A 26,777-nucleotide genomic window follows, 5' to 3' on the forward strand; every position below is an offset into this window, starting at 1 on the left:
GCGTCAGCGCATCGCCTTGCCTGCCAGGCGCAGGATGTCGTCCAGCGCATTGCCGTCGCCGTTCATGTCGAGCATCGCGCCCAGTCCCGACCCGCCCGCGCCGCCGGTTCGGCCACCCAGCAGTCCACCCAGCAGGCCGCCGAGACCGCCGGCCTCGGGTTCCGCCTCGGGCTGCATTGCGGACGCGCCACCCTGCTTGGCCAGGAATCCGGTGACCAGCATGGCCAGCATCGGCAGCATCTTCTTCAGCAGTGCCGGGTCGATGCCCGATTGCGCCCCGGCGTTCTGCGCAACCGTACGGCTCACGTCCTTCGAGCCGAAGATCTGCCCCAGCACATCGTTGCCCGCGCTCACGTCGGTGGGCTGCGGCGACAGCACCTGATCGAGCAGGCCGCCGCCGCCGAGCTGGCCGAGCAGATCGCCCAACCCGCCGAGGCCGCCGGGCTGCGTTTGCGCCTGCTTCTTCAGGCCGCCCAGGATGGCCGGCATCAGCGCCTCGGCGCCGCTGGCCGCCTGGTCCTCGCTGACGCCCAGCTCGCGGGCCACCGACTGGAGGCCGCCCATCTGGGCCAGGATGTCCGTGATCTGCTGCATGGCGTCTCCCGCTCTCAAGCAAATGTGGCTCTGCCACTTTGCTTGACCCCCCTCGGGGGGCCTGACGCAAAGCGGCAGGTTTGGGGGTGCTCAGTCCAGCAGCTCGTTCGGCACGTTGCCGCCGTTGGCGGCGATCTGCGCGAGCACCGTCTTGTGCAGCCACATGTTCATCTTCGCCGAGTCGTCCATCAGCTCCGGCGGGCAACGCAGTTCGGTCGCGAGCTCCTTGCGTGCCGTGAAGCTGCTGTCGATGTCGAGCAGCTTGAGCAGGTCGACGATGGAGGTGCGCCAGTTCAGCTTCTGCGGATTCGCCGCCGCGCGCTGCTCGAGCTGGGCAACGACATCGACGACCGCGATCGGCTTGACCGCCGGCGCTGCAGGCGCCGCGCCCGGGCTCGGTGATGCGTCAGCCGAGGGCTGCGCGGGTGGGGCCTGCTCGGCATCACCGCCGCCGATGCCCAGCTTCTCGAGAATCTTGCTGAAGAATCCCATGTCGCGCTCCTTGTGTGGCTGCGTCGATCCTACGCCGCATCACCTCGTGAAGCCGTGACAACCTGGGGATCAGATCACGACCCGGCAATTGCGCACCGCGCGTTGCCGCCAGGGACTGTCGGCGGCCAGCGTCCGATGCCAGGCCGCCAGCGCGGCAGCAGCCTGGCCTTCGAGCAGATCCCGCAGCAGCGCATTGCGCAGGCGCAGCGGGTGCTCAGGCGGCAGCGCCGAGGCATAACGCTCATCGGCCGTGGCATGCAGCCGACGCGCCGCGTCGGCACGCCCGGCCAGCGCCTCGGCGCAGCCCAGCGCGTCGAGTGCCTGGCCCCATTCGACGCGGTGCGGTGTCGGCACGGCGGCATGCTCGGCCGCGAGCGCGCGCAGGTCGACCACCGGGTCGGCCCGTCCGTCGCGCAGCAGCGCTTCGGCCTGCATGCGGCGCAACTTCAGCATCGACGACGACGCCGGCGGAAAGCCCGCGGCCGCCAGCCCGGCGTGCGCCTCGGCGAGCGCCGCGATGCCGTCGTCGGCCTGGCCGGCCAGCGACGCCGCCAGTCCCCAGGCCTGAACCGCGACCCAGCCCTCGGCGCCGCGCGCCGTGTCCGACAGCGCGTTGCGTGCCGCGGCCATGGCCGCCTCGGGCCGGCCGAGGCCGATCTCGGCGCTGGCCAGCAGGCGCCACTGCAACGGGTGCTCGGTCGGCGCATCGTTGCCGCGCGTCAGGCGCAGCAGGCGCTCGCGTGCCGCGCCGTAGTGCCCGAGGTCGATGTCGATGACCGACTGCACGGCGTCGAGCCGGGCCCGGTTGACGGCCTTCATCGAGCGCCGGGCCGCGATGGCCTGGGCGCGCTGCATGGCGGCGGCGGCTTCGCGCAGCTCGCCCTGGTTGCGCGCCGTGGTGGCGAAGGCCTCCAGCGCCGAGGCCAGGTCCAGGTGATCGGGCCCTCTGGCGCGCTCGGTCTCGGCCACGAACGCGCGTGCGTGCATCAGCGCCTGCGGGGCATGACCGAGCCAGCTCTCGGCCGCCGTCAGCGCATAGTGCGCCAGCGCGCGTGCCTCGGCACATGCGGTGCCGGGTCGGGTGCAGGCATCGAGGGCCTGGCGGGCCAGCGCCGTGGCACGCGGGCCATCGCTGCGCAGCAGTGCTTCGGCGAGCGCCGCGCGGCTGCGGTTCAAGGCCGCGTCGTCGGATTCGGCGCTCGCCTCGAGCAGGCCGATGGCCTCCTGCAACGTGGCCACCGAGGCCTCGGTCTGGCGCAGCCGGAAGTACACACGGCCCAGCTCGCCCAGCAGCTCGCCGCGCAGGCGCGGCTGGCTGGCGAAATCGCTGCCCGCCCGGGCCACCGCCGCGTCGATCATCTCGCGTCCGGTGACCTCGCTGCGGCCCTGCGCCGGCTCGGCATCGCTGACCATGCGGTAGATGAAATCGCGCACCGTCTCGGCGCGCGCTCGCTGCGCTTCGGACTCGCGGCCCTGCTGCCAGGCCAGTGCAGCGGCGCCGCCGATCAGCAATGCACCGACCACGGCCGCCGCGCTCGCCAGCCGGTGGCGGCGCAGCAGCAGCCGCAGGCGTTGCCACCACGGCACGCGCCGCGCCAGCACCGGGCGGTCGGCGAGCAGGCGGCGCAGGTCCTCCGCGAAGTGCTCGACCGACGCGTAGCGATCCCGCGGCGCCTTGCGCAGGGCCTTCAGCAGCACCGTGTCGACGTCGCGGCCCAGGCCGGGCAGGCGCGGCTCGGTCAGCGTCAGCGCCTGGATCGATTGCGCGGCGCTGTCGTCGGCGCGGCCATAGGGCATGCGGCCGGTGAGCAGCTCGTAGAGCACCACGCCGGCGCTGTAGACGTCGGTGGCCGTCGTCACCGCGCCGCCGCCGGGCACCTGCTCGGGCGCGGCGTATTTCGGCGTCATCAGGTAGACGGCCTCCTGCGTCAGCGCGGGCGCGTCGGCCGTCGGCGCCAGCAGCTTGGCGATGCCGAAGTCGAGCAGCTTCACCTGGCCCTCGGCATCGACCAGGATGTTGCTGGGCTTCAGGTCGCGGTGCACCGTCATGTGCCGGTGCGCGTGGTCGACGGCGTCGAGCACCTGCAGGTAAAGCCGCAGCTTGTCGCGCAGCGGCCGGCCGGCGGCGTACTCGGTAATCGGCACGCCGGCCACGTGTTCCAGCACGATGAACGGCTGGCCGCTCTCGGCGACGCCGGCATCGATCAGGCGCGCGATGTGCGGATGGTCCAGCGCCGCCAGCACATCGCGTTCGCGCGCGAAACGCTCGGCCAGCACGCCCGATGCGTGCGACGCCTTCGGCAGCTTGATCGCCACCTGGCGCTTGAGCTGGCCGTCGGCGCGCTCGGCCAGCCACACCGTGGCCATGCCGCCCTCGCCGAGCGGGCGCAGCAGGCGGTAGCCGGCCACCCGCTGGCCGCTGCGCGGCTCCGCGCCGGCGGCCGCAGCCTGGCGCAGGGCATCGCCGAGCGCCTCGCTTGCCGGCTCGGCCAGCACCCGGGTCTGCTCGTCGCTCGCGCCGAGCAAGGGCGAGGGCACCTCGTGCGGGTTCATCAGGCTTGCCTCCGTGCTTCGCGCGGAGGTCGATTCTGAGCCGAGTTCGCCGCCGAGGCGACGGCCGAGCTACAGGCTGAAGTCGTAATCGATGATCAGTGGTGCGTGGTCCGAGAAGCGCTGATCCAGGAAGATCGCCTCGCGCGTCGCCTTCGCGGCGACGCCGGGCGTCGCCAGGTGGTAGTCGAGCCGCCAGCCGACGTTCTTCGCCCAGGCCTGGCCGCGGTTGCTCCACCAGGTGTATTGCTCGGGGTGCGGATTGAGGCGGCGGAACACGTCGACCAGGCCGGCCTCCTCGAGCAGGCGCGTCATCCAGGCTCGCTCGTCGGGCAGGAAGCCCGAATTCTTCTGGTTGCTGCGCCAGTTCTTCAGGTCGATTTCCTTGTGCGCGATGTTGACGTCGCCGACGAGGATGAATTCGCGCTCGGCCTTCAGCGCCATCAGGTGCGGATACACGACGTCGAGAAAGCGGTACTTTGCCGCCTGGCGCTGCTCGCCCGACGAGCCGCTGGGGAAGTAACAGCTGATGATGCTCAGGCGGCGGCGGTCGGTGTCGAAGCGCGTCTCGACATAGCGGCCCTCGGCATCGAATTCGGGATTACCCAATCCCGCAATCACGGCCGAAGGCGGCTTGCGCGTGTAGAGCCCGACGCCGGAGTAGCCTTTCTTCTGCGCGAAGTGGAAATGCCCCTGCAATCCCGCGATCGTGTCGAAGCGGCCGGCCACATCCTCGGCCTGGGCCTTGACCTCCTGCACGCCCATACAATCGGCGCCCACCGCCTCCGCCCATGGGAGGAGGCCCTTGTTGGCGGCCGAACGGATGCCGTTCAGGTTCAGCGTGACGAGACGAAATGCCAAGGTGACTCCAACGATGTCTTCGATGCCGCCTCCCACCTCGCGCGACACGCTGGCCAGCGACGAGCTGGCGCAGGACTTCGTCCGCTTCTCGGTCGAGGCCGGCGTGCTGCGCTTCGGGGAGTTCAAGACCAAGGCCGGGCGGCTGTCGCCCTACTTCTTCAACGCCGGCCTGTTCGACGACGGCGCCAAGCTGGGCCGTCTGGCGGGATTTTATGCACGCCGGCTGCTCGACTCGGGCCTGCAGTTCGACATGCTGTTCGGCCCCGCGTACAAGGGCATCCCGCTTGCCGCGGCGGTTGCCATCGAGCTGGCGCGGCTGGGGCGCAACGCACCCTTTGCTTACAACCGCAAGGAAGCCAAGGACCACGGCGAGGGCGGCACGCTGGTCGGCGCGCCGGTGCGCGGCCGCGTTGTCATCATCGACGACGTGATTTCAGCGGGGACCTCGGTGCGTGAATCGATCTCGATGATCCAGACCGCCGGCGCGACACCGGCCGGCGTGCTGATTGCGCTCGACCGCCAGGAACGCGCGGCCGAGGGCACGCAGGAGCTGGCGTGGTCGGCAGTGCAGTTCGTGCGCGATCGGCTGCAGCTGCCGGTGGTGGCCATCGCCACGCTGGCCGACCTGCTGCAGACGCTGTCGAACACGGCCGACCCGGCGCTGGCCGAACACGCGGCGCCGATCGCCGCCTACCGCGACCGCTACGGCGTCGCCGCGCACTGAGCACCATGGGCGGCCGGCTGTTGTTGCTGCTCGCCACGCTGGGCGCCGCCGGCCTCGCGTCGGCCCAGGGCGCGGGCCCGGCGGCTTCGGCGGCCGGCATCTACACCTGCACCGACGACAACGGCCGCCGCCTGACCTCCGATCGGCCGATCCCGGCCTGCGTCGGCAAGGAACAGCGCGAGTTGAACCGCGACGGCTCGCTGCGCCGCATCGTGCCGCCGACGCTGTCGGCCGAGGAACGCGCCGAGCGCGAGGCCACCGAACGCCGCATGGCGCTGGTGCGCGCCGCGCAAGCCGACGCGGTGCGGCGCGACCGCAACCTGGTGGCGCGCTTTCCGGACGAGGCGGCGCACCGCAAGGCGCGCGAGGCCGCGCTCGACACGGTGCGCGTCGCGATGAAGACCACCGAGCAGCGCAAGCTGGAGCTCGCCGCGGAGCGCAAGCCCCTGAACGAAGAAGCCGAGTTCTACAAGGGCAAGAACCTGCCGGCCAAGCTGAGGCAGCAGATCGACGCCAACGACGCCGCCGTCGATGCGCAGCGCGACGCCGTGTCCAATCAGGAAGCCGAGCTGGTGCGCATCAACAAGCTCTACGACGAGGAGCTCGCCCGCCTGCGCAAGCTGTGGGGCGGCGCGCAGCCCGGATCGCTGCCGGTGGCGGCGCCCGCCGCCGCCGTCAGCCGAGCCGCCGCTTCAGCAGCTCGTTGACCTGCGCCGGGTTGGCCTTGCCGCGGCTGGCCTTCATCACCTGGCCGACCAGCGCATTGAAGGCCTTGTCCTTGCCGGCGCGGTACTCCTCGACCGACTTCGGATTTGCTGCCACCACTTCGTCGACGATCTTTTCCAGCGCGCCCGAGTCGTTCATCTGCTTCAGGCCCTTGGCCTCGATGACGGCATCGACGTCGGTCGACTCGCCCGACCACAGCGCATCGAACACCTGCTTGGCGGCGTTGTTCGAGATCACACCCTCGCCGATGCGCCGGATCAGCGCGGCCAGCGTGGCCGCCGGCACCGGGCTCGCGTCGATCTCGCGGTCCTCGGCGTTCAGGCGCCGCGCGAGCTCGCCCATCAGCCAGTTGGCGACGAGCTTGGGCCACGCGGCCGCATCGCGGCCGCCCTCCGAAGACATGCAAGCGTCGCGCGCGGCCTCGTAATAGCGCGCGAAGCCCAGGCTCTGCGTCATCATCGCCGCGTCTTCTGCCGACAGGCCGTCGGCCTGCTGGAAACGCCCGGCCATCGCCGCCGGCAGCTCCGGCATCGCGGCCTTCACGCGCGCTATCCACTCGGGCGCGATCACCAGCGGCGGCAGGTCGGGGTCGGGGAAGTAGCGGTAGTCGTGCGCGTCTTCCTTGCTGCGCATCGCACGCGTCTCGCCGGTGTCGGGATTGAACAGCACCGTGGCCTGCTCGATCGCCAGTCCGTCCTCGATGCGGTCGATCTGCCAATGCACCTCGAAGTCGATCGCCTGCTGCATGAAGCGGAACGAGTTCAGGTTCTTGATCTCGCGGCGCGTGCCGAAATCCGCCCCCGGCTTGCGCACCGAGACGTTGGCATCGCAGCGGAAGCTGCCTTCCTGCATGTTGCCGTCGCAGATGCCGAGCCAGACGACCAGCGCATGCAGAGCGCGCGCGTACTCCACCGCCTCGGCGGCCGAGCGCATGTCGGGCTCGGTGACGATCTCCAGCAGCGGCGTGCCGGCGCGGTTCAGGTCGATGCCCGACTGGCCGTGGTAGTCCTCGTGCAGGCTCTTGCCCGCGTCCTCTTCGAGGTGCGCACGCGTCAGCCGCACGGTCTTCTTCTGCTCGCCGAGCAGGAACGAGATGCTGCCGCCCTGCACGACGGGAATCTCGTACTGGCTGATCTGGTAGCCCTTGGGCAGGTCCGGGTAGAAGTAGTTCTTGCGCGCGAAGATCGACTGCGGCGCCACCTTCGCGCCGACCGCCAGGCCGAGCCGGATCGCCCGGTCGACCGCCGCGCGGTTCATCACCGGCAGCGTGCCCGGCAGCGCCAGGTCGACCGCGCAGGCCTGCGTGTTCGGCGCCGCGCCGAAAGCCGTCGATGCGCCGGAGAAGATCTTGCTCTGCGTCGAGAGCTGGGCATGCGTTTCGAGGCCGATGACGACCTCGTAGCCGCGGACCAAGGCAGATGTGCTCATGTGGGGGAACGGCGGTGCCAGTCGGTCGCCTGCTGGAACGCGTGGGCCGCGTGCAGCAGCGGGCCTTCGGCGAAGTAGTTGCCTATCAGCTGCAGGCCGACCGGCATGCCGTGCTCGCCGAAGCCGGCGGGCAGGCTCATGCCGGGCAGCCCGGCCAGGCTGGCGGGCAGCGTGAAGATGTCGGCGAGGTAGGCCTTCACCGGGTCGTCACCTTGTTCGCCGAGCTTCCAGGCGACGCTCGGCGCCACCGGGCCGGCGATCAGGTCGCAGTCGGCGAAGCAGCGCTGGAAGTCGTCGGCGATCATGCGGCGCAGCTTCTGCGCCTGCAGGTAGTACGCGTCGTAGTAGCCGTGGCTGAGCACGTAGGTGCCGATCATGATGCGGCGCTTGACCTCGGCACCGAACCCCTCCGCCCGCGTCTTCTTGTACATGTCGAGCAGGTCGGTGTACTGCGCCGCGCGGTGGCCGAACTTGACGCCGTCGAAGCGCGACAGGTTCGAGCTCGCCTCGGCCGGCGCGATGATGTAGTAGACGGGAATGGACAGCTCGGTGCGCGGCAGGCTGACGTCGACCAGCGTGGCGCCGAGCTTCTCGAGCTCGCTGAGCGCCGCACGCAGTGCACCGTTCACATCGGCGGCCAGCGTGGCCGGGAAGAATTCCTTCGGCAGCCCGATGCGCAGGCCTTCGAGCGGCCGCGCGGCGCTGGCGCCGGCGCGCGCTTGCAGCATCTGCGCATGGAAGTCCTGCGGCGCTCGCTCGGCGCTGGTCGAGTCGCGCTCGTCGAAGCCGCTCATCGCCGACAGCAGCAGCGCGCAGTCTTCGGCCGAACGCGCCAGCGGGCCGGCCTGGTCCAGGCTGGACGCGAAGGCGATCATCCCGTAGCGCGAGCAGACGCCGTAGGTCGGCTTGATGCCGGTGACGCCGGTGAACGCGGCCGGCTGGCGGATCGAGCCGCCGGTGTCGGTACCGGTGGCGGCGGGAACCAGCCGTGCGGCCACCGCGGCGGCTGAGCCGCCCGACGAGCCGCCGGGCACCCGCCCGAGGTCCCAGGGGTTCAGCGCCGGGCCATAGGCCGAGTTCTCGTTGCCCGAGCCCATCGCGAACTCGTCGCAGTTCAGCTTGCCCAGGCTGATGGTGCCGGCGGCCTTCAGCCGGGCGATCACCGTGGCGTCGAAGGGGCTGCGGTAGCCGGCGAGCATCTTCGAGCCGGCGGTCGTCGGCGCGTCAACGGTGACGAAGATGTCCTTGTGGGCCATCGGCACGCCGAGCAGCGGCGCGGTGTCGCCCGCGGCACGCCGCGCATCGGCAGCCCGCGCGGCGGCATGCGCGCCCTCGGCATCGATCTGCAGGAAGGCGCCCAATCGTGACTGGCTGTCGATGCGCGCGAGCAGATGTGTCACGAGCTCATCACTGGATACCTCGCGTGCGGCCAGCGCGCGGGCCAGCTCGGCCACGCCAAGGTCGTGCAGCGCGGTCATTCGATGACCCTCGGCACCAGGAACAAGCCATCCTCGACGACCGGCGCGCTGCACTGGTTGACCGCGCGCTCGTCGGTCTCGGTGACGACGTCCTCGCGCAGGCGCAACGCCACCTCGCGCACCGCCGACAGTGGCGTGTACAGCGGCTCGACGCCGCTGGTGTCGACGCTGCCCATCTGTTCGACGTGCGAGAAGAAGCCGTTGAGCTGCGCCAGCATCAGGCGCTCTTCATCGGGGGTCAGTGCGAGCCGCGCCAGATGGGCGATCCGGCTCACGTCCACGGGGGTCAGGGGCATCGGGATGAGGGCGGTGCGTTACGTCCTGCAGCGGGTTTGCAAGAGCGGAAATCCGAGGGTGATCGGGTATTATCGCCGGCTATCCGCCGCGGCCTGTTCCCGGGTCCAGCGGCACCGAATTCCCCCCGAAATCCCAACCGCTGCCCGCCGCGCACGCCCTCGCGGCCCACTTGCGCGCTTCAAGTGCGCGCGCCTCGAGATTCGCGCGCGCTGCAGAGTGCGCGCCCCCAAGCGTCTATCGTCTTCATCCCTCCATGTTCGGATCCCTGCGCCGCTACTTCTCCACCGACCTGGCCATCGACCTCGGCACCGCCAACACGCTGATCTATGTGCGTGGCAAGGGCATCGTGCTCGATGAGCCCTCGGTCGTCTCCATCCGCCACGAAGGCGGCCCCAACGGCAAGAAGACGATCCAGGCGGTCGGTGCCGAGGCCAAGGCGATGCTCGGCAAGGTGCCGGGCAACATCGAGGCGATTCGCCCGATGAAGGACGGCGTGATCGCCGACTTCACCGTCACCGAGCAGATGCTCAAGCAGTTCATCAAGATGGTCCATCCGCGGTCGGTGCTGCGCCCGAGCCCGCGGATCATCATCTGCGTGCCCTGCGGCTCGACGCAGGTCGAGCGCCGCGCGATCCGCGAATCGGCGCTCGGCGCCGGCGCATCGCAGGTCTACCTCATCGAGGAACCCATGGCCGCAGCGATCGGCGCGGGGTTGCCGGTCTCGGAAGCCTCGGGCTCGATGGTCGTCGACATCGGCGGCGGCACCACCGAGGTCGGCGTGATCTCGCTCGGCGGCATGGTCTGGAAAGGCAGCGTGCGCGTCGGCGGCGACAAGTTCGACGAGGCGATCATCAACTACATCCGCCGCAACTACGGCATGCTGATCGGCGAGCCCACCGCCGAGAGCATCAAGAAGAGCATCGGCAGCGCCTTCCCCGGCAGCGAAGTCAAGGAGATGGAGGTCAAGGGCCGCAACCTCTCCGAAGGCGTGCCGCGCAGCTTCACGATCAGCTCCAACGAGATCCTCGAAGCGCTGACCGACCCGCTGAACCAGATCGTTTCCAGCGTCAAGAACGCGCTCGAACAGACCCCGCCCGAGCTCGGCGCCGACATCGCCGAGCGCGGCATGATGCTGACCGGCGGCGGCGCGCTGCTGCGCGACCTCGACCGCCTGCTGGCCGAGGAGACCGGCCTGCCGGTGCTGGTCGCCGAAGACCCGCTGACCTGCGTCGTGCGCGGCTGCGGCATGGCGCTCGAACGCATGGAACGCCTGGGCAGCATCTTCACCTCGGAGTAAGGTTCATGCTGCGCTGATCCACGAGATCGGTGCAGCGACACCACGGCGGCCACCACCATGCCTCTGGGTACCCTGGACCGCACCCCGCCGCCGTTCTTCCGCCAAGGAACACCGGCGCTGACCAAGCTCGTGCTGTGCTCGGCGCTGGCCGTCTTCCTGATGGCCGCCGACAACCGCCTGAAGCTGACGCAGCCGCTGCGCGCCGCCGTCGCCACCGCGCTGCTGCCGGTGCAGCGGTCGCTGATGGTGCCGGTGAACCTGAGCTACACCGGCATCGATTACCTGCGCGGGCTGCAACGCGCGATCAGCGCCGAGAACAGCGTGCGCCGGCTGATGGCGAGCCAGGCCGAGCGCGCCGCCCGCGGCGACCAATTGGCGCTGGAAAACACCCGCTTGCGCGCGCTGCTCGACCTGCGCCCGGCGCTGCAGGTGAAATCGATCTCCGCCGAGGTGATGTACGAAGCGGCCGATCCGTACTCGCGCAAGGCCTACATCGACCGCGGCGCGACGCACGGCATCGTGCTCGGCGCGCCGGTGATCAACGAGGCCGGCGTGCTCGGCCAGGTGACGCGCGTCTTTCCGCTCAATTCGATGGTCACGCTGCTGACCGACAAGGACGCGGCGATTCCGGTGCTGAACGCACGCAGCCAGCAGCGCAGCGCGGCGTTCGGCGGCGCTGCGGGCGGCCTGCTCGAGCTGCGCTTCATGGCCGGCAATGCCGACGTGCAGGTCGGCGACAAGCTCGTCACCTCGGGCGTCGACGGCGTCTACCCCGCGGGGCTGGCGGTCGCGCAGATCAGCCGCATCGACCGCAAGGTCGACTCCGGTTTCGCGCACATCCTGCTGGCGCCGGCCGCGGCGATCGACGGCGTGCGCCATGTGCTGGTGCTGGAGCCGCTGTCGGTGCAGCTGCCGCCGCCACCGGAACCGGCCCCGACGCCGGCCAAGCCGAGCCACCGGACCAAGGCGGGCGCCAAGCCCTCTGCATCGGGGGCAGCACCATGATCATGCCGCGCGGCTCCGAGCTGCTGCTGCCGGCGAACCCGATGTTCATCGGGCTGTCGCTGCTGCTCGCGCTGGCGCTCGAGATGCTGCCGATCGGCCGTCACGCCGCGTCGCCCGACCTGCTGGCGCTGGTGCTGGTGTTCTGGATCGTGCACCAGCCGCAGCGCGTCGGCGTCGGCCTGGGCTTCATCTTCGGGCTGCTGATGGACGTGCACGAAGGCGCGGTGCTCGGCCAGCACGCGCTGGCCTACACGCTGCTGGCGTTCTTCGCGGTCAGCATTCACCGGCGCCTGCTGTGGTTTTCGGTGCCGTCGCAGGCGCTGCAGATCCTGCCGCTGTTCGCCGCGGCCCATGGCGTGTCGCTGGCCACGCGGCTGATCGTCGGCGGCATGTTCCCGGGCTGGTCGGTGATGTTGGCGCCGGTCTTCGAATCGCTGCTGTGGCCGGTGGTCGGCTGGCTGCTGCTGGCGCCGCAGCGCCGCGCACCGGACCCCGATGAGAACCGTCCGCTATGACGGAGCTGAAGAACCTCGAGCGCGAGCTGAGCCGCTTTCGCGGCCGCCTGCTCGCCGCGGCGCTGTTCGTGCTGCTGTGCTTTGGCCTGCTCGCCGCGCGCCTGGCCTGGCTGCAGATCGTGCGCCATGCCGAGCTGGCGACGCAGGCCGAGGCCAACCGCATCGCGGTGGTGCCGATCGTGCCGAACCGCGGGCTGATCGTCGATCGCAACGGCATCGTGCTGGCGACGAACTACTCGGCCTACACGCTGGAGATCACGCCGTCGAAGGTCGAGGGTGAGCTCGATCCGATGATCGACCAGCTCGGCGCGCTGCTCGACATCCAGCCGCGCGACCGCCGCCGCTTCAAGCGCCTGCTCGACGAGAGCAAGAGCTTCGAATCGCTGCCGATCCGCACCAAGTTGAGCGACGAGGAAGTCGCGCGCTTCATGGCGCAGCGCTTCCGCTTCCCCGGCGTCGACGTGCGCGCGCGGCTGTTCCGCAACTATCCCGAGGGTGAATCGGCGAGCCACCTGCTCGGCTACATCGGCCGCATCAATGCCAAGGAAAAGGCGGCGATGGAGGATTGGGACGAGGAGACGCAAGGCAACTACCGCGGCACCGACTACATCGGCAAGCTCGGCCTCGAGCAGAGCTACGAGCGCGACCTGCACGGCATCACCGGCTTCGAGGAGGTCGAGACCAGCGCCGGCGGCCGCGCCGTGCGGCGGCTGCGCAGCCATCCGGCCACGCCCGGCAATACGCTGGTGCTGTCGGTCGACATGCGGCTGCAGCAGCTGATCGAGAAGCTCTACGGCGATCGGCGCGGCGCGCTGGTGGCGCTGGATCCGCGCTCCGGCGAAGTGCTGTCCTTCGTCAGCAAGCCGACCTTCGACCCGAACCTGTTCGTCGACGGCATCGACGCCGACAGCTGGCGCGAGCTCAACGAATCCATCGACAAGCCGCTGCTGAACCGCGCGCTGCGCGGCACCTACCCGCCGGGCTCGACCTTCAAGCCCTTCATGGCGCTGGTCGGTCTGGCCACGGGCAAGCGCACGCCGCAGCAGGCGATCTCCGATCCCGGCTACTTCATGTTCGGCAACCACCGCTTCCGCGACGACAAGGAAGGCGGCCACGGCTTCGTCGACATGTACCGCTCGATCGTGCACAGCTGCGACACCTACTACTACGTGCTGGCCAGCGAGCTCGGCGTCGACATGATGGCCGAGCACCTGGCGCCGTTCGGCTTCGGCCAGCTGACCGGCATCGACCTCGAGGGCGAGGTCAAGGGCATCCTGCCGTCGACGACGTGGAAGAAGCGCGCCTACAAGCGGCCCGAGCAGCAGCGCTGGTATGCCGGCGAGACGATCTCGCTGGGCATCGGCCAGGGCTACAACAGCTACACGATGCTGCAGCTGGCGCAGGCGCTGGGCACGCTGGCCAGCGGCGGCGAGCGCCACAAGCCGCACCTGGTGCGCGAGGTCGTCGACGTCGTGCACGGCACGCGGCGGCCGGTCGGCGACCAGCGCATCGATCCGGTGCCGATCAAGCCCGAGCACCTGGCGGTGATCCGCCAGGCGCTGGTCGGCGTCAACATCGAGGGCACCTCGGCCACGGCCTTCCGCGGCGCCGCCTACACGTCTGCCGGCAAGACCGGCACCGCGCAGGTCGTCGGCATCAAGCAGAACGAGAAGTACAACGCCGCGAAGATGGCCGAGCACCTGCGTGACCACGCGCTGTTCGTCGCCTATGCGCCGGCCGAGGATCCGCGCATCGCCGTCGCGCTGATCGTCGAGAACGCCGGCTTCGGCGCGCAGAACGCGGCGCCGATCGCGCGCCGCATCTTCGACTACTGGCTGCAGGGCCTGTACCCCACCGACGAGGACATCGCCGCGGTGCAGCAGGGCCAGTCGCCGGCACCGTTGAAGCCGCCGCGGCCGCTGGCGCAGGTGGTCTTCAAGACCTCGGCGCCGGCTTCGGCGGCGGCCCTCGCCCCTTCGGGAGCGGCCTCGGGAGTCGCGCGGTGAGCGCCATCGTCGAGCAGGCGACGCTGTGGCAGCGCGTGCGGCCGGTGCTGGCGGTGTTCGATGCGCCGCTGGCCGGCGGGCTGCTGCTGCTGGCGGCGATCGGGCTGACGATCATGTACTCGGCCGGCTTCGACCATGGCACGCGCTTCGTCGACCACGGCCGCAACATGGCGCTGGGCTTCCTGGTGATGTTCGCGATGGCACAGCTGCCGCCGCAGAAGCTGATGCGGCTGGCTGTGCCGCTGTACACGCTGGGCGTCACGCTGCTGATCGCCACCGCGCTGTTCGGCATCACGAAGAAGGGCGCGACACGCTGGCTGCATGTCGGCGTCGTGATCCAGCCGAGCGAGATCATGAAGCTGGCGATGCCGCTGATGCTGGCGTGGTGGTTCCAGAAGCGCGAGGGCCAGCTTCAGGTGCCCGATTTCGCGATCGCCGGGTTGTTGTTGCTGCTGCCGGTGGGGCTGGTCGCGAAGCAGCCGGACCTGGGTACCGCGATCCTGATCCTGTCGGCGGGGCTGTACGTGATCTTCTTTGCCGGGCTGTCGTGGAAACTGATCATCCCGGTGCTCGGCGCGGCCGCGATCGGCCTGGTCGCGCTGGTCGCGAGTGCGGACACGATCTGCGAGCCCGACCGCGTCTGGCCGCTGCTGCGCGAGTACCAGAAACACCGCGTCTGCACGCTGCTCGATCCGACCACCGACCCGCTCGGCAAGGGCTTCCACATCATCCAGGGCATGATCGCGATCGGCTCCGGCGGCGTCGGCGGCAAGGGCTTCATGAACGGCACGCAGACGCACCTGGAGTTCATTCCCGAGCGCACCACCGACTTCATCTTCGCCGCGTATGCCGAGGAGTTCGGCCTGGTCGGCGCGGCCGTGCTGCTGCTGGCCTTCGTCTTCGTGATCCTGCGCGGGCTGGTGATCGCCGCCCAGGCGCCGACGGTGTTCACGCGCCTGCTCGCCGGCGCGATCTCGCTGAGCTTCTTCACCTATGCCTTCGTCAACATGGGCATGGTCAGCGGCATCCTGCCGGTGGTCGGCATCCCGCTGCCCTTCGTCAGCTACGGCGGCACGGCGATGGTCACGCTGGGGCTCGCGCTCGGCATGTTGATGTCGATCTCGCGCAGCCGCGGCTTGATGCAGCGCTGAAAGTGTCGGCCGGCTACCGGCGCGCCGGGGCCGCCAGCCCGCCGGGCTGATCGTCGGGCCGCGGCGAGGACGGCGCCGATGCGCCATCGGCCACCGTCTCGTCGCGCCGCGCGAGCGGAAAGCGCACGGTGAACAAGGCCCCCGGCCCGCTGCCGACCGGCGCCGCGCCGGCGCGGTTGCGCGCATCACCGATCGCCACCTCGGCGCCGTGCTGCTGCACGATCTCGCGCACGATCGCCAAACCCAGTCCGCTGCCATCGACATTGGTGCCCAGCGCGCGATAGAACGGCCGGAACACCAGCTCGCGCTCGGCCTGCGGGATGCCGGGGCCGGTGTCCTCGACCTGCAGCACGATGACCTGGCCGAACGGGTCGTCCATCACCCGCACAGTGACGCTGCCGCCGGCCGGCGTGTACTGCAGCGCGTTGTCGACCAGGTTGCGGATCAGCTCGCGGATCAAGAGCGGCTGGCCAGCCAGCCTGCCGTGCAGCGCCTGGCCTTCCTCGGGCCCTTCGTAGCCGAGGTCGATGCGGTTCTCGAGCGCGCGCGGCACGAAGTCGCGCACCGTCTCGCGCGCCAGCCGCGCCAGGTTGACCTCCTGCTTGCCGCGCGCGGCGCTCTCCTTGTCCTCGGCGCGCGCCATCGCCAGCAACTGGTTGACCATGTGCGCGGCGCGCTGGCTGGCATGGGCGATCTGCTGCAGCGAGCGCTTCAGCGCCTTCGGATCCTGCTCGCCGGCGTCGATCTCGCGCTGTGCCAGCTCGGCCTGCATGCGCAGGCCGGCCAGCGGCGTCTTCAGCTGGTGCGCGGCGTCGGCGAGAAAGTGCTTCTGCGCGCCGATCGAGTGGTCGAGCCGGCCCAGCAGCTCGTTGATCGCACCGACCAGCGGCGCGACTTCCTCCGGCACGTCACGCTCCTGCAGCGGCGACAGGTCGTGGCTCTCGCGGCGGCGGATGCGCTGCTGCAGCTCGTTGAGCGGCTTGATGCCGCGCGCCAGTGCGAACCACACCAGCAGCACCGCCAGCGGCAGCACGACGAACTGCGGCACGATGACGCCCTTGATGATCTCGGTGGCCAGCCGCGAGCGCTTGTCCAGCGTCTCGGCCACCTGCACCAGCGGCGGCACTTCGCCGGGTATGCCCGTCGACGGCAGCCAGACGTAGGCCACGCGCACCGCGTCGGACTGCACGTCGTCGTCGCGGTAGCGCAGCTCCTGCGCCGGCGCGGCGGGCTCGTCGGGCACCGGCAGCTCGCGATCGCCGGCGATGTATTCGCCGCGTGCGCCCAGCACCTGGAAGAACACGCGGTCGGCCTCGTCCGAGCGCAGCACCTCGTTGGCCACTTCGGGCAGGCGCAAGCGCACGCGGCTGCGCTGGCCCGCCGTCTCGCGCTCGACGATCACCTGGCGCGCGATCGTGCGCGCCGTCTCGGCCAGCGCGCGGTCGAACGGCCGGTTGGCGATGCTCTGCGCCACCAGCCAGGTCAGCGCGACGCTCATCGGCCACAGCAGCAGCAGCGGCGCGAGCATCCAGTCGAGGATCTCGCCGAAGAGCGAACGCTGCTCACGCTGCGAAGTGGCTTGCATGCTTGTCGCAGCATAGCCGCGACGGCGTCTTCCCAGCGGGTGGGATCAGCTCTGGATCTTCTCCAGGCAGTACCCAAGCCCGCGGACCGTGGCGATGCGAATCGGCCCCTGCTCGATCTTCTTGCGCAGCCGGTGGATGTAGACCTCGATCGCGTTGTTGCTGACCTCTTCGCCCCATTCGCAGAGGCGATCGACCAGCTGGTCCTTGCTGACCAGCCGCCCGGCGCGCTGCAGCAGCACCTCGAGCAGGCTCAGCTCGCGCGCCGACAGCTCGATCATCTGGTCGCTGATGTAGGCCACGCGGCCGGTGGCATCGAAGGTCAGCGGGCCGTGGCGGATCAGGCTCGACGCGGTGCCGAGGCCGCGGCGCGTCAACGCCCGCACGCGCGCCTCGAGCTCCTGCAGCGAGAACGGCTTGGCCATGTAGTCGTCGGCGCCGAGGTCCAGGCCCTTGACGCGCTGCTCGACGCTGTCGGCCGCGGTCAGGATCAGCACCGGCATCGACGAGCCGCGGCCGCGCAGCTTGCGCAGCACGTCGAAGCCATGCATCTTGGGCAGCCCGAGGTCGAGGATCAGCAGGTCGAACTCGTGCGACTGCAAGGCCGCATCCGCTTCGCTGCCACTGCCGACCTGGTCGACGGCATAACCCGACGCGCGCAACGAGCGCATCAGCCCGTCGGCCAGCACCTGGTCGTCTTCGGCGATCAGAATCCGCATCGCTTGTCTCCTGCTGAAGCCTCTGCGGGCTGTCGGTCCCCGATGGTCGTTCGATTCTAGGCAGTTCGCTTCACCGCGGCGCCCGCGCTGTCAAGCACCGCCTTGTGGATGCGCGGATCGCACCTACTGTACAAATATCCAGTCGCTGACATAATCCGCCGCAACCAAGACCCGAGGAGAGCCCCATGGATGCACCCGTCAAAGCCCTGAACACCGAAAAGGCCAAGGCCCTGCAGGCCGCACTGGCGCAGATCGAGAAACAGTTCGGCAAGGGCTCGATCATGCGGCTGGGCGACGGCGAGGTCGAGCCGATCGAAGTCGTCTCCACCGGCTCGCTCGGCCTGGACATCGCACTCGGCGTCGGCGGCCTGCCGCGCGGCCGGGTGGTCGAGATCTACGGCCCGGAATCCTCGGGCAAGACGACGCTGACCTTGCAGGTCGTCGCGCAGATGCAGCAGCTCGGCGGCACCTGCGCCTTCATCGATGCCGAACACGCGCTCGATACGGGTTATGCGCAGAAGCTCGGCGTCAACCTGCAGGAGCTGCTGATCAGCCAGCCCGACACCGGCGAGCAGGCGCTGGAGATCGTCGATGCGCTGGTGCGTTCGGGCTCGGTCGACCTGGTGGTCATCGACTCGGTCGCCGCACTGACGCCCAAGGCCGAGCTCGAAGGCGAGATGGGCGATTCGCTGCCCGGCCTGCAGGCGCGGCTGATGAGCCAGGCGCTGCGCAAGCTGACCGCGACGATCAAGAAGACCAACACGATGGTCATCTTCATCAATCAGATCCGCATGAAGATCGGCGTGATGTTCGGCAACCCCGAGACGACGACCGGCGGCAACGCGCTGAAGTTCTATTCGTCGGTGCGGCTCGATATCCGCCGCACCGGCAGCATCAAGCGCGGCGAAGAAGTGATCGGCAGCGAAACCAAGGTCAAGGTCGTCAAGAACAAGGTTGCGCCGCCCTTCAAGACCGCCGAGTTCGACATCCTCTACGGCGAAGGCACCAGCCGCCAGGGCGAGATCATCGACCTGGGCGTCAACGCCAAGATCGTCGAGAAGTCCGGCGCCTGGTACGCCTACAACGGCGAGAAGATCGGCCAGGGCAAGGACAACGCGCGCGAGTTCCTGCGCGAGAACGCCGACCTGGCGCGCGAGATCGAGAACAAGGTGCGCGAGTCGCTGGGCATCCCGGCACTGCCCGCCGCGGGCGCGGCCGAAGCCTGATCAGGCTTGGCGCCGAAGAAACCCGCTTCGCTGAAGGTGCGCGCGCTGCAATGGCTCGCGCAGCGCGAGCACAGCCGCGCCGAGCTGCAAGGCAAGCTGCTGCGCTTGTTGCGCGGCAGCGAATCCGATGAAACCACCGCCGCCGCCGAGGTCGACACGCTGCTCGACTGGCTGACGGCCCACGGCTTCCTGTCGCAGGCGCGCTTCGTCGAAAGCCGCGTCCACGCCCGCGAGAAGCGCTTCGGCAACCTGCGCATCGAGCGCGAGCTGCAGCAGCATGGCGTGGCGCTCGATGCCGATGCCTTGCAGGCGCTGAAAGCGTCCGAGTTCGAACGCGCGCAATCGATCTGGCGCAAGAAGTACGCGGCCACGCCGGCGAGCGACACCGCGGCGCGGCTGCGCCAGATGCGCTTCCTGGTCGGCCGCGGCTTCTCGGCGGAGGTGGTGCGCCGCGTGTTGCGCGACGCCGCAGCGACCGATCGCGCCGCGGACGCCGACCCGGCCAACGGGGACGACTGACCGAAGCGGCCGCACCCGGCCCGCGGGGTGCACGTAGTACCCGTCAGCTTTGCCGCAGCGCAGCATGCTAAATTGCGTCGGTTTGCTTCCGTGGCAGGCCCCTTTAGCCGTCCGGATGTGCCCGAAAAGCGCATCCGGCTCGGTGATCCACGACCCTTCGCAGTGAGCCCCCGATGAAGATCCACGAGTACCAAGGCAAAGAGATCCTGCGCCAGTTCGGCGTACCGGTCCCCCGGGGCTACCCCGCGTTCACCGTGCAGGAAGCGGTCGAAGCCGCGCAGAAGCTCGGCGGCAGCGTCTGGGTCGTCAAGGCGCAGATCCACGCCGGCGGCCGCGGCAAGGGCGGGGGCGTCAAGCTCGCGCGCTCGATGGACGAGGTCAAGGCCCTCTCCGGCCAGATCCTCGGCATGCAGCTGAAGACGCACCAGACCGGCCCCGAAGGCCAGAAGGTGCGCCGGCTGCTGATCGAAGAAGGCGCCGACATCAAGAAGGAGTACTACGTCGCCGCGCTGACCGACCGCGCCACGCAGAAGGTGGCGATGATGGCCTCCAGCGAAGGCGGCATGGACATCGAGGAGGTCGCCCACGCGACGCCCGAGAAGATCATCAAGATCTTCGTCGAGCCGAGCGAAGGCCTGACCGACAAGCAGGCGCTCGAGCTCGCCGCCGGCATCGGCGTGCCGCTGGCCAGCCAGGCGCAGGCCATCGAAGTGCTGAAGAAGCTCTACGCCTGCTACATGCAGACCGACGCCAGCCTGGCCGAGATCAACCCGCTGATCCTCGAGGGCAACGGCAACATCAAGGCGCTCGACGCGAAGTTCAACTTCGATTCCAACGCGCTGTTCCGCCATCCGGAGATCGTCGCCTACCGTGACCTCGACGAAGAGGATGCCGCCGAGATCGAGGCCAGCAAGTTCGACCTCGCCTACATCTCGCTGGACGGCAACATCGGCTGCCTGGTCAACGGCGCCGGCCTGGCGATGGCGACGATGGACACCATCAAGCTCTTCGGCGGCGAGCCGGCCAACTTCCTCGACGTCGGCGGTGGCGCCACGGCCGAGAAGGTCACCGAGGCGTTCAAGATCATGCTGAAGAACCCGGAGGTCAAGGGCATCCTGGTCAACATCTTCGGCGGCATCATGAAGTGCGACACCATCGCCGAAGGCGTGATCAGCGCCTGCAGGGCGGTGAACCTGAGCGTGCCGCTGGTCGTGCGCATGAAGGGCACCAACGAGGACCTGGGCAAGAAGATGCTCGCCGAATCGGGGCTGCCGATCATCGCAGCCGACACCATGGCCGAAGCCGCGACCAAGATCGTCGCTGCCGTGCAGTGAGCCCGAAGGAAATCCAATGAGCATCCTGATCAACAAAGACACCAAGGTCATCACGCAGGGCATCACCGGCAAGACGGGCCAGTTCCACACGCGCGGCTGCGTCGCCTATGCCAACGGCAAGAACTGCTTCGTCGCCGGCGTCAACCCGAAGAAGGCCGGCGAAGACTTCGAAGGCATCCCGATCTACGCCAACGTGTCCGAAGCCAAGGCGCAGACCGGCGCCAGCGTCAGCGTGATCTACGTGCCGCCCGCAGGCGCCGCAGCGGCGATCTGGGAAGCCGTCGAGGCCGAGCTCGACCTGGCGATCTGCATCACCGAAGGCATCCCCGTGCGCGACATGCTCGAGGTGCGCAACAAGATGAAGGCCAAGGAAGCGGCCGGCGGCAAGAAGACGCTGCTGCTGGGGCCCAACTGCCCCGGCCTGATCACGCCCGAAGAGATCAAGATCGGCATCATGCCGGGCCACATCCACCGCAAGGGCCGCATCGGCGTGGTCTCGCGCTCCGGCACGCTGACCTATGAAGCGGTCGCCCAGCTGACCGAGATCGGCCTCGGCCAGTCGAGCGCCGTCGGCATCGGCGGCGACCCGATCAACGGCCTGAAGCACATCGACGTGATGAAGGCCTTCAACGACGATCCGGACACCGACGCGGTGATCATGATCGGCGAGATCGGCGGCCCCGACGAAGCCGAGGCCGCGCGCTGGTGCAAGGACAACATGAAGAAGCCGATCGTCGGCTTCATCGCCGGCGTCACCGCGCCTCCGGGCAAGCGCATGGGCCACGCCGGCGCGCTGATCTCGGGCGGCGCCGACACCGCCGACGCCAAGCTCGCGATCATGGAAGAGTGCGGCTTCACGATCACCCGCAACCCGAGCGAGATGGCCCGGCTGCTGAAGCAGCTGCTGTAAACGGCTCCGGTATGCGCACGTACAGGCCACCTTCGGGTGGCCTGTTTGTTTTGCCCCTGCCCTATGTAGTCCCCGCAACGTGGCGGCCGGACGCCGGGCATAAACTTCCGCCGCCTCCGCTGGCGGGCGCACACCGAACGATCACAAGGGATCCCCGATGGACCAATTCATGCATGTCGAGTTCTGGATCGCCGTCGGGCAGATCATCATGATCGACATCCTGCTCGGCGGCGACAACGCGGTCGTCATCGCGCTCGCCTGCCGCAGCCTGCCGGCCAAGCAGCGCACGAAGGGCATCATCTGGGGCACCGCCGGCGCCATCGTGCTGCGCGTGGCGCTGATCTTCTTCGCATTGACGCTGCTGAAGATCTCGTTCCTGAAGCTGGTCGGCGCGGCACTGCTGCTGTGGATCGGCGTCAAGCTGCTGCTGCCCGAGGACGGGGACGAGCACGGCAACATCCAGTCCAGCGACAAGCTGTGGTCTGCCGTTCGCACGGTGATCGTCGCCGACTTCGTGATGAGCCTGGACAACGTGATCGCGATTGCCGGCGCCGCCGAAGGCGCGGGCGGCGACCACAAGATGCCGCTGGTGATCTTCGGCCTGCTGGTCAGCATCCCGATCATCGTCTGGGGCAGCCAGTTCGTGATCAAGCTGATGGACCGCTTCCCGATCGTCATCACGCTCGGCGGCATGCTGCTGGGCTGGATCGCCGGCACGATGGCCGTGGGCGATCCGGCGCTCGCCGGCACCATCACGCAGGTCAACGGCGAAGCGACCGCCACGGTGCGCTATGCCGCCGGCATCGCCGGCGCGCTGCTGGTGCTGATCGTCGGCCTGCTGTTGAAGCGCCGGCAGACGACGCCGCAGACGGTCAGCGAGTAGCGCGCGCGAGACGCGGCGCAGCGCCCCGTTGCGGGCGTCGCTGTGGTAGCTTGCGGCGTATCCGCAGGGCTTTCGCAACGACATGCACGATGCCGCTCCGCCCGGCGCGCCTGGATGGTGGCGCCGCCTGTGGCCGCCACGCCAGACGCCTGAAGCCGCCGACGCGCCAGTGACGGCGCCGACGGCGCCGCGCTTTGGCCGCTACCAGGCCACCGCCGTGCTCGGCGAAGGCGCCTCGGGGCCGGTCTACCTGGCGCAGGCCGGCGAACAATCGGCGGCGATCAAGGTCCTCGCACTCGATCCCCGGCTCAACCCGCGCGAACAGGCCGACCTGCGGCAGCGATTCCTGCGCCAGGCCGAGATCATGCGCACCGTGTCGCATCCGGACATCGTGGCGCTGCTCGACAGCGGTGAGACCGAAGGCCGTCCGTGGGTGGCGATGGAAGTCGCGCCCGGCACCGACCTCACGCGCTACACCCGCACCAACCGCCTGCTGCCAGAGCCGCTGGCGCTGCGCATCGGCGCGCGCGTCGCTCGCGCACTCGCGCATGCACACCGCCATGGCATCGTGCACCGCGATCTGAAGCCGGCCAACGTCCGCATCGACCTGAGCACCGACCAGCTGAAGCTGCTCGACTTCGGCGTCGCCAGGCTCGAGGACGCCCAGGTCACGCGCACCGGCGTGACGCTGGGCACGCCGGCCTACATGGCGCCCGAACAACTGGTCGGCGAGACCGCCGGCCCGGCCGGCGACACCTATGCGCTCGGCGTGATGCTCTACGAGCTGCTGACCGGGCATCTGCCCTATCCGGCGACGCACCTCGGCGAGCTGCTGCGGGCCGTCGCCGCGGGCACGCCGGCGCCGCTGCGACATTGGCGCCCCGAGTTGCCCGAAGGGCTGGAGCAGTTCCTGGGCACACTGCTGAAGGCGTTGCCGCAGGCGCGACCTGCCGATCTGGACCGGCTCGCCGATGAACTCGAGCACTGGGCGACGCTGCTGCAACGCCCGGCACCATCGTGATGTCCCCCACGGCTCGGGTCCACCCGCAAGGCGAAGCGTGTGAAGGACAAGGCACAATCGCCGCACACGACCTGACGCCGATCACCCTCCCGCACGTCGCAATGAGCCCACTGCCCCGCCCGCAAGCAGGCTCGTTCGCGCTCGCCGCGCTGCTACGCTGCATCCGAGTGCCCCGATGAGCTTCGAGTTCTTTCATGCCGTGGACACCGGCCGCGCGCGCTCGAACAACGAGGACTCGGTGGCCATCGACGAAACCAACGCGCTGGCCGTGCTGGCCGACGGCATGGGCGGCTACAACGCCGGCGAAGTGGCCAGCAACATGGCCACCTCGTTCATCAAGAGCGAGCTCGGCCGCTGGCTGCACGAAGCCGGCGGCAAGGCCAACGACGCCGAAGTCCGCCGCGCGATGGACATCTGCGTCGACAACGCCAACCGGGCGATCTTCAATGCCGCGAACGCCAATCCGCAATACGCTGGCATGGGCACGACGCTGGTCGTCGCGGTGTTCCGTGAGGGTCAGCTGCGGCTCGGCCACGTCGGCGACTCACGCGCCTACCGCTTGCGCGGCGGCCAGCTGGTGCAGATCACGCGCGACCACTCGCTGCTGCAGGAACAGATCGACGCCGGCCTGATCACGCCGGAGCAGGCGGCCTTCTCGGCCAACAAGAACCTGGTGACGCGTGCCGTCGGCGTCGAGGACACGGTGCTGCTCGAGACCCACCTGCACGACGTGCAGCCGGGCGACCTCTACCTGATGTGCTCCGACGGCTTGTCGGACATGCTCGACAACGCGACGCTGTCGCAGATGTTGCAGGCGCACGACGAGTTGCCGAAGGCCGGTCGCGCGCTGATCGATGCCGCCAATGATGCAGGCGGAAAGGATAATATCGCGCTCGTTCTCGTGCGCGTCGCGGGCAACCCGGCGTCCAACGCCAAGCCCTGGTGGCGCTTCGGGCGCTGAAGAGCTGAAGGCGGAACGTGCCGGACCGAGGGATGGGGTCCGCAGTCAAGATAAGGGCAAGCATGGGCAAACTGGTGGTTTCGCTCGATGGTGTGGTCATCAAGGAAGTCCAGATCACCAAGGACAAGACCACGCTCGGGCGCCGTCCTTACAACGACATCGTCATCGACAACCTCGCCGTCAGCGGCGAGCATGCCGTGCTGCAGATGGTGGGCGGAGACGTCTTCATCGAAGACCTGAACAGCACCAACGGCACCTACATCAACGGCAAGGCGATCAAGAAGCAGCTGCTGGCGCACAACGACACGGTCGAGATCGGCAAGTACAAGATCAAGTACCTGGTCGAGGACAGCGGCGACTACGAGAAGACGATGATCATGCGGCCGGGTGCGATGGCGCCGGTCCACCATGCCGGCCCGCCCTCCGGGCATGGCGCCTTCAACCCGGTGGCCACGTCGCCCCGTCCTGTGCTCAGCGGCAGCGTCGGTGGGGGCGTGATGAGCAGCCTGCCGGCGTCGATCAAGGTGTTGAGCGGTGCTGCAGCGGGCCGTGAGGTGACGCTGACCAAGGTCGTCACCACCGTCGGCAAGCCCGGCGTGCAGGTCGCCTCGATCACCAAGCGGCCGGGCGGCTACGTCATCGCCCACGTCGAGGGTCTCGCGCGCCCGAGCATCAACGGCATGCCGCTCGCCGGCGACATCGCGCCGCTGAAGAACGGCGACCTGATCGAGCTCGCCGGCACGCAGATGCAGTTCATCCAGGCCTGAATGGGCACCCGGCGCCGCGGGTACGTGGCGCCCGCCGAGCGGGTGCTCGGCCGCCTTGGGGCGGCCCGGCGCCGGCCGAGCTTCCCTCCGATAGCGCTCAGGCTGCCGTGAACTAGGTCACGTCACCGTCACGATCGGCGGCCCCGTCATCACTGGGGGGGTCGAGTGTGGACAAAGCGACCTTGCGGGCGAGCGACACCGGCGCGACGATCGGTCTTTTCCTCGGCCGAGGCTTCAGCCGCCTCGACGCGCCCCATGCAAATCCGGGTTCTAGGCTGCTCGGGGTCGATCGCGGCCGGTTGCCGCACGACCGCATTCCTGCTCGATGACGACGTGCTGATCGACGCCGGCACCGGCGTCGGCGACCTGTCGCTGGAGCAGCTCGAACGCATCGACCATGTGCTGCTGAGCCATTCGCACCTCGACCACGTGCTCGGCGTGCCGCTGCTGGCCGACAGCGTGATGCGTCGGCGCGCAGGCCGGCCGCCGATCCAGGTCCACGCGCTGCCGGCGACGCTCGACGCACTGCGCCGCCACATCTTCAACGGCGCGATCTGGCCCGACTTCACCCGCCTGCCGTCGGCCGAGCAGCCGGTGCTGACGCTGAAGCCCTTCCAGACCGGCGACGTGATCGAGCTCGGCGGCCGCCGCATCGAGGTGCTGCCGGCGCTGCACACGGTGCCGGCGGTCGGCTTCGCGGTGATGCCGCCGGCCGATGGCGGCGGTGCCTGGGTCTTCACCGGCGACACCGCGCCCGATCCGGCGCTGTGGCAGCGGCTGGCGTCGATGCGCGTCGGCAGCCTGGTGATCGAGACCGCCTTCCGCAACGACGAGCACCTGCTGGCCGACATCAGCCGCCACATGCATCCGGCCGCGCTCGGCCGCCAGCTGCAACAGCTTGCGGCCGGCGTGCAGGTCTACATCACGCACATCAAGCCGGGCGAGCTCGATCCGGTGATGAGCGAGATCGGCGCCATCGGCAGCCGGCACGCGGTACATGCGCTGACGGCCGGGCAGGTGATGACGGTCGGCTGAAGTCGCCGAGTGACGAAAAGCGTCACTCCTTGCCAAGCGCGACTGACGGAATTGGGCCGGAAATCCGGCCAGACGTGAGGATTGCACGTCTGCGGCACCAAAACCCCACGTTTGAAGGCTGGCACAGCCCCTGCAATGAAGAGAGGGCACAGTCCCCCACCCCAGCCCCAACACACCCCGTCAGGAGCACTCATGAAGCGCAGCATTCAAAAAGGTTTCACCCTCATCGAACTGATGATCGTCGTGGCGATCATCGGCATCCTGGCAGCGGTTGCGCTGCCGGCCTATCGCGACTACATGATCAAGGCGCGCGTGTCTGAAATCATCGACGCGGCCAAGATGTGCAAGGCGGCAATTTCGGAGGCCTACCAGACCGCACCGACCGGCTTTGCACCAGGCGCCAACGGCTGGGGCTGCAACGAGACCCAGACCACCACCAAGTTCGTCGCCGGCATTGCCACGACCCTCAATGGTGAGATCCAAATCACCGCGCCGGCCGCTGAAGCTGACCTCGCGGGCATCGGTGGTTCGCAGGGCGCGCAGGGCATGGTCGTCACCATTCAGCCGCAGACCGCTGCCAACGCGCCGTTCACTGTCGCCGCCAACATCGGCGACACGGTCCACCACTGGCACTGCTCGACCTCTGCCGCGCACCGCAAGTACGCTCCGGGCTCCTGCAAGCAATAAGCTCGGCA

General features: G+C 69.2%; 26 protein-coding genes. 17 read left to right on the top strand and 9 right to left on the bottom strand.

What is annotated here, in order from left to right:
• Positions 1-3 precede the first annotated feature (3 nt).
• From HLB44_RS19435 to HLB44_RS19450, 4 genes are all read right to left on the bottom strand, one after another.
• The gene (locus tag HLB44_RS19435) at positions 4-594 is read right to left on the bottom strand and encodes a DUF937 domain-containing protein (protein WP_173125655.1); all 591 of its coding nucleotides are present in this window, start codon (positions 592-594) and stop codon (positions 4-6) included.
• Between the two features lie 90 nt (positions 595-684).
• Positions 685-1,086 carry a DUF3597 domain-containing protein gene (locus HLB44_RS19440; RefSeq protein WP_173125657.1) on the bottom strand — a complete coding sequence of 134 codons (402 nt, stop codon included), beginning with the start codon at positions 1,084-1,086 and terminating at the stop codon, positions 685-687.
• A 69-nt stretch (positions 1,087-1,155) separates the two neighbouring features.
• The gene (locus tag HLB44_RS19445) at positions 1,156-3,639 is read right to left on the bottom strand and encodes a serine/threonine-protein kinase (protein ID WP_173125659.1); all 2,484 of its coding nucleotides are present in this window, start codon (positions 3,637-3,639) and stop codon (positions 1,156-1,158) included.
• A gap of 69 nt (positions 3,640-3,708) precedes the next feature.
• On the bottom strand, positions 3,709-4,497 hold the full coding sequence (locus HLB44_RS19450) for an exodeoxyribonuclease III (RefSeq protein ID WP_173125661.1): 789 nt from the start codon (positions 4,495-4,497) through the stop codon (positions 3,709-3,711).
• Positions 4,498-4,519: 22 nt separating this feature from the next.
• On the opposite strand from HLB44_RS19450, the gene pyrE reads away from it, so the two are divergent.
• Complete coding sequence (gene pyrE, locus HLB44_RS19455) at positions 4,520-5,221, top strand: orotate phosphoribosyltransferase (protein ID WP_173125663.1); 702 nt, start codon at positions 4,520-4,522, stop codon at positions 5,219-5,221.
• 5 nt (positions 5,222-5,226) lie between these two features.
• The gene (locus tag HLB44_RS19460; RefSeq protein ID WP_173125665.1) at positions 5,227-5,928 is read left to right on the top strand and encodes a DUF4124 domain-containing protein; all 702 of its coding nucleotides are present in this window, start codon (positions 5,227-5,229) and stop codon (positions 5,926-5,928) included.
• On the opposite strand, the gene gatB is transcribed toward HLB44_RS19460, so the two are convergent.
• From gatB to gatC, 3 genes are read right to left on the bottom strand one after another with little or no spacing between them, the layout of a single operon-like run.
• Positions 5,897-7,375, bottom strand: a complete 1,479-nt coding sequence (gatB, locus tag HLB44_RS19465) for an Asp-tRNA(Asn)/Glu-tRNA(Gln) amidotransferase subunit GatB (protein WP_173125667.1) — start codon at positions 7,373-7,375, stop codon at positions 5,897-5,899. The two genes, HLB44_RS19460 and gatB, sit on opposite strands and share 32 nt — an antisense overlap.
• Positions 7,372-8,853 carry an Asp-tRNA(Asn)/Glu-tRNA(Gln) amidotransferase subunit GatA gene (gene gatA / locus HLB44_RS19470; protein WP_173125669.1) on the bottom strand — a complete coding sequence of 494 codons (1,482 nt, stop codon included), beginning with the start codon at positions 8,851-8,853 and terminating at the stop codon, positions 7,372-7,374. The genes gatB and gatA overlap by 4 nt, the downstream gene beginning before the upstream one ends.
• Complete coding sequence (gatC, locus tag HLB44_RS19475) at positions 8,850-9,149, bottom strand: Asp-tRNA(Asn)/Glu-tRNA(Gln) amidotransferase subunit GatC (protein ID WP_173125671.1); 300 nt, start codon at positions 9,147-9,149, stop codon at positions 8,850-8,852. The genes gatA and gatC overlap by 4 nt, the downstream gene beginning before the upstream one ends.
• Before the next feature lie 254 nt (positions 9,150-9,403).
• On the opposite strand from gatC, the gene HLB44_RS19480 reads away from it, so the two are divergent.
• The 5 genes from HLB44_RS19480 to rodA are packed head-to-tail and all read left to right on the top strand — an operon-like array spanning position 9,404 to position 15,124.
• Positions 9,404-10,447: a rod shape-determining protein gene (locus HLB44_RS19480; protein WP_173125673.1), complete on the top strand. Its 1,044-nt coding sequence runs from the start codon at positions 9,404-9,406 to the stop codon at positions 10,445-10,447.
• Positions 10,448-10,504: 57 nt separating this feature from the next.
• The gene (mreC, locus tag HLB44_RS19485) at positions 10,505-11,452 is read left to right on the top strand and encodes a rod shape-determining protein MreC (protein WP_173125675.1); all 948 of its coding nucleotides are present in this window, start codon (positions 10,505-10,507) and stop codon (positions 11,450-11,452) included.
• A complete protein-coding gene (gene mreD, locus HLB44_RS19490; RefSeq protein WP_173125677.1) occupies positions 11,449-11,967 on the top strand; it encodes a rod shape-determining protein MreD in 519 nt (172 codons plus the stop codon). The genes mreC and mreD overlap by 4 nt, the downstream gene beginning before the upstream one ends.
• Positions 11,964-13,973 carry a penicillin-binding protein 2 gene (mrdA, locus tag HLB44_RS19495; RefSeq protein ID WP_173125679.1) on the top strand — a complete coding sequence of 670 codons (2,010 nt, stop codon included), beginning with the start codon at positions 11,964-11,966 and terminating at the stop codon, positions 13,971-13,973. Before mreD ends, mrdA begins: the two co-directional genes overlap by 4 nt.
• On the top strand, positions 13,970-15,124 hold the full coding sequence (rodA, locus tag HLB44_RS19500; protein WP_173125681.1) for a rod shape-determining protein RodA: 1,155 nt from the start codon (positions 13,970-13,972) through the stop codon (positions 15,122-15,124). Before mrdA ends, rodA begins: the two co-directional genes overlap by 4 nt.
• Positions 15,125-15,137: 13 nt before the next feature.
• Here rodA and HLB44_RS19505 read toward each other — a convergent pair whose 3' ends face one another.
• The gene (locus tag HLB44_RS19505; protein WP_173125683.1) at positions 15,138-16,709 is read right to left on the bottom strand and encodes a sensor histidine kinase; all 1,572 of its coding nucleotides are present in this window, start codon (positions 16,707-16,709) and stop codon (positions 15,138-15,140) included.
• A gap of 45 nt (positions 16,710-16,754) precedes the next feature.
• Positions 16,755-17,426 carry a response regulator gene (locus HLB44_RS19510; RefSeq protein WP_173125685.1) on the bottom strand — a complete coding sequence of 224 codons (672 nt, stop codon included), beginning with the start codon at positions 17,424-17,426 and terminating at the stop codon, positions 16,755-16,757.
• Between the two features lie 185 nt (positions 17,427-17,611).
• Here HLB44_RS19510 and recA point away from each other — a divergent pair, with 185 nt between their 5' ends.
• The 10 genes from recA (at position 17,612) to HLB44_RS19560 (ending at position 26,769) form a co-directional block, all read left to right on the top strand.
• The gene (gene recA / locus HLB44_RS19515) at positions 17,612-18,652 is read left to right on the top strand and encodes a recombinase RecA (RefSeq protein ID WP_173125687.1); all 1,041 of its coding nucleotides are present in this window, start codon (positions 17,612-17,614) and stop codon (positions 18,650-18,652) included.
• A 6-nt stretch (positions 18,653-18,658) separates the two neighbouring features.
• The gene (gene recX / locus HLB44_RS19520) at positions 18,659-19,171 is read left to right on the top strand and encodes a recombination regulator RecX (RefSeq protein WP_173125689.1); all 513 of its coding nucleotides are present in this window, start codon (positions 18,659-18,661) and stop codon (positions 19,169-19,171) included.
• Between the two features lie 173 nt (positions 19,172-19,344).
• The gene (gene sucC / locus HLB44_RS19525; protein ID WP_173125691.1) at positions 19,345-20,505 is read left to right on the top strand and encodes an ADP-forming succinate--CoA ligase subunit beta; all 1,161 of its coding nucleotides are present in this window, start codon (positions 19,345-19,347) and stop codon (positions 20,503-20,505) included.
• Positions 20,506-20,521: 16 nt separating this feature from the next.
• Entirely contained in the window at positions 20,522-21,415 is an 894-nt protein-coding gene (gene sucD, locus HLB44_RS19530; RefSeq protein ID WP_173125693.1) for a succinate--CoA ligase subunit alpha, read from the top strand.
• A 157-nt stretch (positions 21,416-21,572) separates the two neighbouring features.
• Complete coding sequence (locus tag HLB44_RS19535; protein WP_173125695.1) at positions 21,573-22,298, top strand: TerC family protein; 726 nt, start codon at positions 21,573-21,575, stop codon at positions 22,296-22,298.
• A gap of 82 nt (positions 22,299-22,380) precedes the next feature.
• Positions 22,381-23,319 (top strand): serine/threonine-protein kinase, encoded by a 939-nt coding sequence (locus HLB44_RS19540; protein ID WP_173125697.1) that lies wholly within the window; start codon positions 22,381-22,383, stop codon positions 23,317-23,319.
• 175 nt (positions 23,320-23,494) lie between these two features.
• Complete coding sequence (locus HLB44_RS19545; protein ID WP_173125699.1) at positions 23,495-24,280, top strand: Stp1/IreP family PP2C-type Ser/Thr phosphatase; 786 nt, start codon at positions 23,495-23,497, stop codon at positions 24,278-24,280.
• Positions 24,281-24,342: 62 nt separating this feature from the next.
• Complete coding sequence (locus HLB44_RS19550; protein ID WP_173125700.1) at positions 24,343-25,047, top strand: FHA domain-containing protein; 705 nt, start codon at positions 24,343-24,345, stop codon at positions 25,045-25,047.
• 255 nt (positions 25,048-25,302) lie between these two features.
• Entirely contained in the window at positions 25,303-26,082 is a 780-nt protein-coding gene (locus HLB44_RS19555; RefSeq protein ID WP_173125702.1) for an MBL fold metallo-hydrolase, read from the top strand.
• 192 nt (positions 26,083-26,274) lie between these two features.
• The gene (locus HLB44_RS19560; protein WP_173125704.1) at positions 26,275-26,769 is read left to right on the top strand and encodes a pilin; all 495 of its coding nucleotides are present in this window, start codon (positions 26,275-26,277) and stop codon (positions 26,767-26,769) included.
• Positions 26,770-26,777 lie beyond the last annotated feature (8 nt).

The organism is Pseudaquabacterium terrae, from assembly GCF_013266755.1.
Taxonomy (GTDB): Bacteria; Pseudomonadota; Gammaproteobacteria; order Burkholderiales; family Burkholderiaceae_C; genus Pseudaquabacterium; species Pseudaquabacterium terrae.